This window comes from Sanyastnella coralliicola (assembly GCF_030845195.1).
Lineage (GTDB): Bacteria > Bacteroidota > Bacteroidia > Flavobacteriales_D > Sanyastnellaceae > Sanyastnella > Sanyastnella coralliicola.
On sequence record NZ_CP132543.1, the window covers coordinates 3,744,813 to 3,757,137 of the forward strand.

The following is a 12,325-nucleotide window of genomic DNA, read 5'->3' on the forward strand; positions in this document are numbered from 1 at the left end:
GTTGGGCCGCAAGGTATCTTTTTACTTCTGCCTGAACAGCGGAAGAAAGGTTAAAATGGAAGGAAGAATTGGAATCAAAAAGAAAAGCGCCTCTTCTGCAAGAGACGCCTTCCATCATTCGGAATCAACTCAATTCACTTATGCGGCTTCTTTCTTTTTCTTTTTATCGAGCTCGGCCATGCGTTCGCGCTTTGCTTCTGATACTTCACCTGTCTCTGCATAAACTTTAGCGTCGTTCAAAACCGTCTCAAGGGTTGTTTTCATTTTCTTCTCCATCATACCATTCATCATGGCTCCCATGAGTCCTTTTGATCGGAATTCCGCCTTCATAACCAGCTTACAACTGTGGTCGTCAATTGGAACAACGGTCCACTGGTTCACTGCTTTGGTGACAAACCCGGGCATGCCTTCTTTCACAGCATAAGCCAATTTCATCTCTGGAATACTGTAGTAAGTCAACTCTTCGCTGATTTTGCTGAAGCCTTTGACATTCACATCACAGAAGCGCTCGTGACAAACAGCACCGTCGAAATCTGAGTTTCCTGCCCCTTCTGCGTGATCTACGTTTGAAGACCATTTGTATACGTCAACGAATCCTGGTCCAACCATCTCCCAAAGTTCCGCTGCTGAAACGTTGATGGTGATTTCCTTTTGTACATCAAATCCTTTCTCTGCCATGGTATTAATACTAAAAGTGAATAATGCGATTGCTGTAAGAACTAAGTGTCTCATAACTTGAAGTTTTTCGTTGACACAAAGTTCCTGCAACAACAAGGCAAAGCGTTTCCATTAAAGGTCAATCACTTTCCAATCTGGGCCATTCGGTATTTTGATGGCGACATTCCGTATTTGTCTGAGAATGACGCAGAGAATGTGGTGATGTCTTGGAATCCGCAATCATACGCTATCGCGGAAACGGGATCATTTTTACAGAGCAGTTCAGAAGCTGCTCGAGCCAATCGTTTGTTCTTGATGTAACGCGCCGGAGTATCTTCAAAGACCTTCTTGAATTCCCGCTTGAAGGAAGACACACTCATGTTACAGATGAAGGCGAGTTGATCTACACTCAAATTGTTGTAGAGATTGCGGTGAATCGCTTCCTTGAAGGCGACGTTCACCGGTGCGAATATCTCTGATAGAAGCTTGCGAACGTCCTGATGTGACTCAGACTTCAACAAGATGAGCATGAGCTCTTTGATCTTGAGTATCCCCAGCTCTTCATCCAATGAAGCTGGATTTTCGAAGTAGATGGCCAAGTTGGTCATGTACTGTTCCACAAGCTCGTTGGCGATGAGTTTTTTGGGCACAGGGATGCCGTCGTCTTTTAAAAATGAAGGAACCTCATTCTTGTAGATTTCCTTCAGCAGGTCAGGATAGAGGTATACCGCGATGGCTTCACACTCTTCGTTTGAGCTGCTCGAAACATACTCTTGAATGTAGCTGCCACAATTCTTCAGAATCGCGTCTTTATCGCTGATCTTATGTACCCCTCGGCGGTCATAACTGATCAAACTCCCTTGCACCATGTAGAAGAAGCAAGCGAAGTCTTTAATATCGCCTTGCATGATAAATGGCGTTCGGAATCGTGCCTTTTGAAACAAAGGCATCCCCTTAAACTCAATAACCTTACTATCTACCATGCTTCGAAAATAGTGGAGCTTTAAGATGATGACTTTCTGAAAAAGGTCAAAAGAGGAAGAATTAGAATTAGAATGAGAATGAGAATGAGAATGAGAATTGGAGAGAGAATGAAAGGGTGAGATAGAATGAAAGAAGGACACCTTGTGGTGCCCTTTGAATTAGCTTTTGCTTTGCGCGAGTGCTTGGAGTAGCTCTTGCGGACGGAAGGGTTTCGTGACGAAGTTGTCCATTCCGGCGGCCATTACTTTTTCGCGTGACTGGGTGAGCGCTGAGGCGGTCAACGCGATGATTGGAGTGTATGCTCCGCTCAATCGTTCTCGATTTCGGATCGTTTGAGTGGCGGTGACACCATCCATGATAGGCATTTGAAGATCCATTAGGATCACGTCAAACTGTTGCTCCATGTGGAGATCAACGGCCTCTTGACCGTTTCGTGCGATGGTGAATTCTACATTCCACAACTTCAAGAAGCTGCTGGCTACCATGATATTCATCTCGTTGTCTTCTGCTACGAGAACTCGAAGTCCTTGAAGAATCTCTTTGGCGTTTCCTTGTGGTCCCGTTTCGAAGATCTTTCCATCCTGAATATCCATCCAAAGTTCGAAGAAGAAAGTCGTTCCTTCACCCGGAGTACTCTTGAGTTGTATTTGGCTACCCATAATTTCAAGTAGACTCTTTACAATGGTCAATCCAAGTCCGGTTCCACCAAATTCGCGGGTAGTGGAAGAGTTCGCTTGCGTAAACGACTTGAAGATGTCTTGTTGCTTCTCGAGCGGGATCCCGATTCCGGTATCTTTCACTGAAACTCGAATGTGCGCTTTATCATTTTCTCTAGCGAGGAATTCGAAATGACAGTCAACAGAACCTTTGCTCGTAAACTTGATAGCGTTGCTCATAAGATTGACCATGATTTGGCTCAATCTCGTTGAGTCACCGATCACGAGTTCAGGAATTCGCTCATCGATGGTGTAGTTCAGACCAATGTCCTTCTGACGCGCTCGGGTGTCCATTCCCGTATGGAGGTTTCGCATGAATTGACGGAGGCCGAACACACGACGTTCCAACTCCAATTTTCCAGATTCAATCTTGTTGAAGTCTAGGATGTCATTCAAAATCTCGAGGAGGTTGTTCGCAGAGAAACGTAACGACTCCATTTTGTGTCGCTGATCTTCATTCAGTTCTTCTTCGAGCATCAAGTGGGCAATACCAATCACCGCATTCATTGGTGTTCGAATTTCGTGCGACATGGTACTCAAGAATTCACTTTTAGCATGCGCCGAAGCCAAGGCTTCTTCTTTTGCATTCTCGAGTTCAGAAGTACGCTCAGCGACCATCAGTTGAAGGCGTAGCTCCTTTTCCCGCGCACGTCGTTTTTCAGAACGAACCAAGTAAGTGAACAAAGCCAACATCAACAAGACACAAATCTCGATGAACACGGCTGTTTTATACCATATGGTTGTGCTTTGTATCGAAAGTAGACAAGGTTCAGACCAGAGGTAGTTTCCGTTCTTTCGCGCTTGAATTTCAAATTCATGAGGTCCCTCAGTCAAGTTGTTTAGGAGGAAACCATAACCGAGATCAGGAGTCTTCCATTCTTCAGTGCCTGCTACTCTCCATCGGTAGCTGATTTGGTCAACAGGGAACTCAGATGTAGTGAAATCAACACGAACAAGATCATCACTGTAAACCGTTACGGTAGGCTTGATTTCAGCAGTGGCACCATTCACAGATAAGCCAGTTAGCACTGGACTGCTCGTTTTCTGTGGAGGAGTGTCTTCAGCAAGATGAGCAAGACCGTTGGCGGTACCAATCCAAAGCTCATTCCCGAAGGCTTCAAGTCCACGGTAACTCAGTGTTTTTGTCGGCAATCCTTGACGAGAGTCGAAGATGTTAAATCCGTTAGCATCGTATCGAACGAGCCCTGCACTCAGGCCAAACCACACCGCCTCATTGGTGGTTGAAATGGCTTTGATGTCTTCATTCGTCAGTAGACCTAGATCGACCTTTTCAAAGTTTAGCCCGTCAAATGTGTAAAGTCCAAAATCAGTCGCGAGGTAAGACAGAGAATCGGTAAATGCGATGTCGTTTACTCCGAGGTTGTTATTGTAGTCGAAACTCATTCCAACCGTGAGGTTGATGAAACGATTCAACGCCGGTTCATACTTGTAGAGGAAGCTGGCATCGCCTTCTCCACAAGCGTAAATCTCACCTTGGTCGTTTTGTCGAATAGAAGTGACTGGACTAATAATGCCATTCCCAGAGTTAAAGACAGAAAGTCTTCCTTCTGGATTTTCTTTGATCAGCTCTTCACGATGACTCTGGGTGTACCAGACGTTCTTTTCTTTGTCAACCATCATGAAGAAGACACTACCTCCGCGATTCGACCAGTCGTGAACGAGCTTGATTTCGCCTTCATTATAATCATATACATACCCTGAAGCATCAGAGAAGCGAAGCGTTCCGCCGAAGGCGACTACTTGAATAATGATATCATCGTGCTGGTAGATGATCTCACCTTTATGCTCTTCATTGAATTGAATCAGCTCATGCTCATGCGCAATCACATTGCCCTCAGGAAGAAACGCAAGGTCTTGAGTGTAGCCAGGGTTCAGCGGGCTGGCAATGGCGCTAAAAGTTTGTTTCTCACAGAAGATCATTCCGTTGTCTGAGCTGATCCAGAAACTGTCACCGTCGCGATGAATGTGGTTGATTGAACCCACACCGCCGTTATTAATGGTGATTGCCGAGACATTTCCTTCCGCATCGAGTTGATACATCCCATTACGCCAAGTGGCGATGAGAATTTCATTCGGATCACTGTTGTCGATCCAACTAATATTGTTGACGTCGCGATTGAAATCTAGCGTTTTACGCGCTGGGTCGAAGTAGACCAATCCGTCATCAGTACCAAGTAAGATGTACTGGTTGTCAAGGCGAACAGCCGTGTTAATTCGAGTGAGTTTATGGTCTAGTTCAAGAGCGATAAAGTCATCATGTATTTCATCATACCTCAACATGGTTCCCGCGTGTGTGAAAGCGTAGAGGTGTCCGTTCATTTCAGCAAAACTCACAGCGCGTTGGAAGCAATCTGGGGAGTTTGTTTTGCCGAGGTAGTACACCCGCCATGTTCCGTTTGAAATGCGCCCTACTCCAAAATCGTCTCCTACCCATAGATCACCAGTACTCGCTTCGTACATGGATTTTGGGAAGGTTGTAGCCCCATCACTAAACTCTGTTACCCCATTGATCAACTTGTTGATCGTGACCTCCGTTTGGGTATAATCTGCTTTGAAAATTCCGGCATCGCAAGAGATATAGACTTCACCGTTGGAGCTTTGATGGATCCACTTCAAATAAGGGGTTCCGAACTCTTCAGCGAAGTTGCTGAACGAGGTTCCGTTAAATCGGGTCAGGCCGCCATCAGTGGCTGCCCATACGAATCCAAGCGAATCGATGACGGTGCACTTAACCAACTCGTTCTCGAGTCCGTCTTTATTATTCAAGACGTGTGCGGCGTACTGAGCGTTTGTTTGAAGGGAGGCGCTCAGCAATGCTAGAAGTATTAGGAGGGAATGCTTCATGCTCCGAAACTAGACAAGACTGTTAATAGCTGAAATAAGACAGCAGCGGAGCTTTCTGTAGGACTTTCCCGACAAAGAAAAAGCAGACCCTAGGGCCTGCTTCTTCTCTTTAGGTTTAAAGTTGCTTCCTCTCTATCGGAAGATGACAAAGCGTTTCGTTGATTTACCGTCTGCCGCTACTAGGTGAAGTAGGTAGGTTCCGGAATCAAGATCGGTTGTGTTCAGTTTGACAAGTTGTTGTCCTGCCGTACGTTCGAACGTTGTATTGCGAACGATTCGTCCTTGCATATCAGTAACCATCAACGTGAACTCAGCATCGGTAGTTAAGTCGAAGCTTACGTTCAAGGCCTGATCTGTAGGGTTAGGGTAGAGATTTAGGTTCGTGAATAAATCTGGAACAGCTGTCACGGCCGGAGTAATATCTGCCGGTAAATTGGCAACATCCTGTCCGTCTAGTCTTCCTCCATTTAAGCACCCAGTGATGTTTACATCATCAATGTAGATGTAATCAGAGTTGTTAGAGGCATCACAACGGAAACGGATTCTAGTGTTCGATGAGAACGGACCGTTGATAACTACTTGGTCACCGTAGTAGCTATTGTTCTGGAAACTTGTACCTGAAGCATATGAAGCGACGGTAGAGTAGCTTGAACCTCCATTGGTTGAAATTTGTAGCCAGAAATCTTCATTGTTCTCCATGCTTCGAGCGTAGAATACGAAGTCTACAGTAAGCTCGTCGTAAGCGCTCAAATTGAGGTTGTCAGTCGTCATAACAGACGTACTGGTGTTATCGCGAAGGCGCACACAGTAAGTACCACTGAATGCGTAAGCAGCATCTCGACTGCTGCGACGACAGTCAGAACCACCGTCATTCCAAATTCCCCAACCATTATCGAAGTTGTGGTTGTTCACGGTTACGTAGGTACAGCCACCAGTATCACATGGGGCACAAGAACCACCACAGTCAACACCCGTTTCGTCACCGTTCTGGATTCCATCGTCACATGTTGGACATGCATCGCACGAACCACCACAGTCTACGCCCGTTTCATCTCCGTTTTGTACTCCGTCGTCACAAGTTGGGCAGGCAGGACAATTGCTTCCTCCACAATCGACACCTGTTTCATCACCGTTCTGGATTCCGTCGTCACAGGTTGGTGTTGGTCCGCCACCACCAGAAGAATCAACACAGAAGTTCGTGGTTTCAGAGCCCCCGAATGACCCTCCACTTGCAAGGGTGTTTCCACCTTCGTCAGTTACTGAGTACGATCCATTTCCGTAGCTACAGCAGATTCCGTCTCCGTAGCTATCGTTGATCGTGAAATCATAACAGCCGTCAGGAAGACATTCAGTAATCGTTACGGTTGAACCATCTGGTTGATTAGCGTATGTTCCACCTGAAGCCACTACTGAACCTCCACTTGAAATAGTCCATGAAGTTTCTTCTGGGTAGTTGTCTAGAGTAATTGATACCGTTACTTCAGTTCCGTTACAAACACATTCAGGACAATTGCTACCACCACAATCGACACCTGTTTCGTCTCCGTTTTGGATACCGTCATCACAAGTTGGTGGTGTTGCTTCACCACAAGCTTGAGACGCTAATAGACTGGCACGGTAACCACCGCTTTCGAATAGCGCGCGCATGCGATTCTTCTGTCCTTCAGTGAAGAGGTTCATGCAGGCGTCGTCAGAGTAGTCCATGTAGTTCTGAACCATGTCAGTAGACGAACAAGAAACGTGACCAGTGGCACAACCGTAGTTTGGTGCATCTGAGGTAGGCGTATCAGAAACGAAGTCATCAACGTTACAGTTTCCATCACCCCAGATGTGGCGAAGGTTCAACCAGTGTCCTACTTCGTGTGTAGCTGTACGACCCAAATCAAAAGGAGCCGTAGCCGTTCCAATCGTACCAAAGTACTGGTAATCCATTACTACCCCGTCTGTAGCAGCGCTACCTCCTGGGAACTGTGCATATCCGAGGATACCACCGCTGATATCACATACCCACATGTTCAGGTATTGATCAGCTGGCCAAGCATCCTTTCCACCGTTCGCAGTGAATTTCATTTGGTCATTCGTACCAAAAGCAGTGACAGAAGTAGATGTGCGTGTGATGCCATTGGTTGGGTTACCGTTTGGATCAGTTGACGCCATACAGAATTCAATCTCTGTGTCTGAAGCTTGTGACCATGTGTTGTCTGCATCATTATTTGTACGACGGAAGTCATCGTTCAACACAGTGATTTGAGACATGATTTGGGCATCGGAAATGTTTTCTGTGCTGTTGTTATATACAACGTGTACAACAACGGGGATGGTAACTACGCCATTCACGGCGCGAGTGCCCGCCTCATCAAGCTCTTCCAGGTGGCGTTCAATCGCCTCCATCTTAGCTTCTCGTTTAGGATCTTCTTGGATTTGGCTCTCGAGGTATTCCATCGAGCCACAATTTCTCTGCGCGTGCAGAGCACCCACTGCCAGAACGGCAAGCAGGAGCGCAAGCATCTTTGCTCTCATAATCTGATTTTAGAAAGTTTTACTTAAGGTTTGTTCTCAACAACGGACATGAAGCTAGGGTTTTTCAAACGGGAATACAAGAATTGACAGGCTTGTGTCACAAACTTTACCGTATGCAAAACATAGTATTACGAGCATACTAAACCCGTGTCAAACACACACTATGTCCGGTTTACCTCACGAATCACCGAAACTGTTGGAGGTTGAGCTATTCCAAAGGTGGGAATAGAATAAACGAAAATTGCTCCTTAATGGAATACAATAATGGAGCCTTCTGTGAATTTAGGGGATAAGCTGGATCAGCTCTGCTCAGTACAGCTGATCTTGTTTCAAGCGGATGTATTTATTCACCGCGAAGTAGGTGGAGATCCAGGCGATCAGAATACCTAAGGCAACCACGATTCCGAAGAGCTGCGCAAAAGTCATGATCTCCAACGAGTCAAGCAGCCCGCTGTTCATTCGACGGAAAAGGGCCAGCAAAGAAACGATCATTCCAAAGGCCAAGAGGCCGCTTAGAATACCGAACCAAATACCTTTCAGCATAAAGGGTCTGCGGATGAAGCCACGCGTAGCGCCTACAAGTTGCATACTCTTAATGATAAACCTTCGGGAGAAGATGGAGAGGCGAATCGTATTATTAATCAAGGCGATGGCGATCAAGAGTAGCAATGACGCCAAGATGATCAACGGCAGACTCAGTTTACGGATGTTCTCTTCAAGTCTTCCAAGGAGCACTTTTTGATATTCTACTTCGGTGACTCCGTCTATCGACGAAATTCGAGATGAGATCCACTCGAGGCTATCTAGCGAAGCATAGGCAGGGTCTAACTGCATGTCAATACTCGGGGGAACCGGGAGATAACCAAGGAAGTCAACGAACTCTTCTCCGAGTTCGTCTTCCATTTCTTCACTGGCTTGTTGAGCAGTGATGTATTTCGTTTCGCGACTGTAGGCTTCAGCCTCCAGTTCTTTCTTAATGCGTGAAATGCTCGCTTCGTCAAGCTCCTTGTCGAGGAAAACTTGCACCATCACCTGTTCCCGAAGTTGTTGCTGCCATTGTTTTCCAAAGAGGAACAACAAACTCAGCAAGCCCAACATAGTCAAGGTCAACGTCATTCCCACGATAGTGGAAAGCGAAGTACTCCAATTGGAACGAGTGGTCTTAAAGGGCGAGCGCGACATACTGCTGAATTCAGATTCAATATTCCTTAATCCAGTAATAAAACGCTAGTAGGTGCCGATGAAGTATTCAACGATACACCATGAACAACCTTCTATTCCTGAATCACGGTCGACTTTGTGCTCACTCCGGCAGCGCCGAAATAGCCTAAGGCACCATTTGAAAGGTTCGTTTCTACATTGGCTGGAGGCGCATCAAACAGGCCGCCATTCCATTCCGTTTCGTTCATGATACCGATGAAGATGTTGTACGCATCTTCTCCAATATTGAACTGCTCGATGTATACTGTATCCCCTACAGTTGCCTCGTCTTCAATGTCCAGGTAATCCACCTCTACATCTTCAACGTATACGCCGTCGTAGAACTGATCATCAATGAAAGTAAGCTCACGCAACGTGTCGCGCACTGACTCTCCGTTCACATAGGTTCTCCACATGTAGTAGTCACCTGTTCCTGGAAGTTCTTGAGTCCAGATACGAACACTGTAGTATTCGTCTCCTGGGAAACCAAATTCTTCTTCAGGATCCAGCACACGGACATGAAGCGAATCAATAGGTGCCACCGGACGCATGTAGCTGCTCGCTTCGTAGAGCTCATCGTTGTGATCGATTTGCAGCGTGTAGGTGGTTCCCGGAGTACCTGCTACTACTGGAGTGTGGTAGATCCCTGGAGATTCTTCTGTTAGATCGATCGTCGTTTCGCCATCCGTGATGCTCAAAACGGCTCCTTCTACTGGAGGTGCAGCTTCATTGAAGAAGTAGCTTGTGGTCCATGTTAGGCGGATTTCATGTTGCTTTTCTTCATCGGTAAACCAACCGTCAACCACGATGCGTTGTCCGTCTTGGTCATTGAGGTCGAGATCGATGCGCTCAGTACAAGATGAAAGAGCGAAAAGGGCAAAAAGGATATATATGATGTGCTTATTCATGGCGATCAAAATTTGAAGTTGTAGGTAACTGCAGGCACCACTGGAAGCAGGTAAGTCTGCTCAGCGTAGGTTGTATTCGGATCGTTTTCGTCTTGAACGAAGTTGATCGAGTAAGCGTTGTGGCGGTTGTAAGCATTGTAGATGCTGAACACCCATTCACCTTTCCACTTTCTTGTTTCGTTCTTTTTCGGTGTTAACGTAGCCGAGAAGTCGAGACGGTGATAAGCTGGCATGCGCTCTCCGTTTCGGTCAGAATACACTGGAACAATCATTCCCATGTATTCGAATCGTCCGGTTGGCATCGTTACCGCGTTGCCGGTGCTGTATACCCAGTTCATACCGAAGCTCCATTTCTTATTGAGTTCGTAAGCCACAACGACAGAGACATCGTGTGTACGGTCGAAGTTACTTGCGTACCAATCAGACTGAATTTCTGGAATCAATCGTTCACTACGTGCCAATGTGTAGCTCGCCAATCCAGTGATCTTTCCTGTTTGCTTGCGCACCAGGAACTCAATTCCATAAGCTCGGGATTCTCCTACGCGAAGCTCTCCTTCCAAGTAGCGGTTCAGTAACAACTGCGCGTGATTCGCGAAGTCGATCGTATTTTGCATTTGCTTGTAATAAGCTTCTACCGAAGCCTCCAGCTTGTTGTCAAAGAAGTTGCGGAAGTAACCGATCGCGTATTGATCTGCAATCTGTGGCTTGACATTCGGGCTTGCAGAGAACCAAACATCTAGTGGAGATGAAGATGTTGAATTCGTAGCCATCTGAATGAACTGCTGTGTGCGGTTGTAGCTCGCTTTGATCGAACTACGCTCATTTAAGCGATAGTTCACCCCTATGCGTGGTTCGAAACCACCGTAGGTTTGGTACACTTCTCCTTTACCATACACTGCAGAGTCAACGACGTTGTATTCATTGTCGAACTCGAAGATGGTTCCTTCTCCAACGTTCTGGAAGAGCGCGTAGCGAAGTCCGTAACTCACCGTGAATTTCTCTCCGAATCGTTGTTCGTTGCTGATATATAGCGCGTAGTCTCGAGAACGTGTAATCGGCATTCTCAGTTCGCCGAGGAATGAATCTTCTCCGGTTCCGCGTGCAAACCCTGGGTCTAACTCTCGCCAGGTCACTGATCCTCCAAACTGGAGTGTGTTCTGCGGATTGATGAAGTAGTTGTAATCAACCTTCCCAGTCAAGTCTGTGATGTTCGACTCCCACAAGAAGCCAAATTCATCACTCACCTGTTCGAGCTTGTAATCGTAATCTGAGTACGTCAGCGTCACATTACTGAAAAGCTTGCTGTTGTAAATGTGGTTCCAGCGAGCCGTTCCTGTTGAGTTGCCCCATCCAAAGCTGAACTGATCCCCAAAGCCAAAGACGTCACGTCCGTTGTATCCACTCAAGTAGAGACGGTTGTTTTCGTTGACCTTGTAGTTGGCTTTTAAGTTGAGGTCATAGAAGTAGAGCTTCGTCTGACGCGTAGTAGGGTCACTGCTCGCCAGCAAGAAGATGTCTGCATAGGAACGTCGTCCGGCAAGTAGAATGGAACCTCGATCTTTCACGATTGGTCCTTCCACTGTGAGTCGTGAAGAAACGCTTCCGATTCCACCTTCGGCATGCCATGTTTTGTTGTTTCCATCCTTCATTCGAATGTCAAGAACGGACGCCAAACGACCTCCATAACGTGAAGGAATGCCTCCTTTGTAGAGCTGCATCTCTTTGATGGCATTGCTGTTGAATACCGAGAAAAACCCAAGAAGGTGAGAGGCGTTATATACCGGAGATTCATCTAGAAGGATGAGGTTCTGATCCACAGATCCACCGCGAACGTGGAAACCAGATGAACCTTCACCTGCTGCTTGTACCCCAGGAAGCAATTGAATCGCCTTGATGACATCAACTTCTCCCATGAAGGCTGGGATCTTCTTGACCATCTCCATTTGCATGTTGACGGTTGACATGTTGACTGAGCCTACGTTTTCTTCCGCAGTGCTTTCTCCTTCGATCACGGCTTCGTTCACCAAGATGCCCTGAGGCGACAATCGAAAATCTTGACGAGTATCGCTGTCGAGCGTGACCACTTGTTCCGTAGGTTCATACCCAATGAAGGAAACCTTCAACGTGTATGTTCCTGGGTCGAGAGTGATGGAGTAGAATCCGTAAATGTTGGTAGCTGTTCCGAGCGAGAGCTCTTTGACAAATACAGTAGCCCCGATCAATGTTTCCCCGTTCGATTCATCGGAGATCTCACCACTGATCGTGATCTTGTCCTGCGCAGAGAGAACACTCGGTATAAAACAGAATGCAAGTAGCAGAACCTTCAGGTAAGAAGACATAGGTGCAGTTTGATGTGGTTTTGTTCAAAGGACAACAACTTCTCAAGAAGTTGCATCTGTCCGTAAAGCAGTCGAACAAGCGCATCAAAATGTTACAGTTTTCGCCAAAGATTTTTGAGCCTTGTTCTGGTTGCAA

General features: G+C 46.5%; 7 protein-coding genes. All 7 read right to left on the reverse strand.

The genetic code is table 11. The features are described from left to right. Nucleotides 1-138 precede the first annotated feature (138 nt). The 7 genes from RA156_RS15420 to RA156_RS15450 all read right to left on the reverse strand — a co-directional run bounded on the left by RA156_RS15420 (nt 139) and on the right by RA156_RS15450 (nt 12,189). Complete coding sequence (locus RA156_RS15420) at nt 139-732, reverse strand: SRPBCC family protein (RefSeq protein ID WP_306641347.1); 594 nt, start codon at nt 730-732, stop codon at nt 139-141. Between the two features lie 68 nt (nt 733-800). Continuing rightward, nucleotides 801-1,640 carry a helix-turn-helix domain-containing protein gene (locus tag RA156_RS15425; protein WP_306641348.1) on the reverse strand — a complete coding sequence of 280 codons (840 nt, stop codon included), beginning with the start codon at nt 1,638-1,640 and terminating at the stop codon, nt 801-803. 159 nt (nt 1,641-1,799) lie between these two features. After that, a complete protein-coding gene (locus RA156_RS15430; protein ID WP_306641349.1) occupies nt 1,800-5,222 on the reverse strand; it encodes a hybrid sensor histidine kinase/response regulator in 3,423 nt (1,140 codons plus the stop codon). A gap of 132 nt (nt 5,223-5,354) precedes the next feature. Beyond that, entirely contained in the window at nt 5,355-7,742 is a 2,388-nt protein-coding gene (locus RA156_RS15435) for a M43 family zinc metalloprotease (RefSeq protein ID WP_306641350.1), read from the reverse strand. A gap of 309 nt (nt 7,743-8,051) precedes the next feature. Further along, the gene (locus tag RA156_RS15440; protein WP_306641351.1) at nt 8,052-8,924 is read right to left on the reverse strand and encodes a cell division protein FtsX; all 873 of its coding nucleotides are present in this window, start codon (nt 8,922-8,924) and stop codon (nt 8,052-8,054) included. 92 nt (nt 8,925-9,016) lie between these two features. Next, the gene (locus tag RA156_RS15445) at nt 9,017-9,850 is read right to left on the reverse strand and encodes a DUF4249 domain-containing protein (protein ID WP_306641352.1); all 834 of its coding nucleotides are present in this window, start codon (nt 9,848-9,850) and stop codon (nt 9,017-9,019) included. A 5-nt stretch (nt 9,851-9,855) separates the two neighbouring features. Next, the gene (locus RA156_RS15450; RefSeq protein ID WP_306641353.1) at nt 9,856-12,189 is read right to left on the reverse strand and encodes a TonB-dependent receptor; all 2,334 of its coding nucleotides are present in this window, start codon (nt 12,187-12,189) and stop codon (nt 9,856-9,858) included. Between the last annotated feature and the right edge of the window lie 136 nt (nt 12,190-12,325).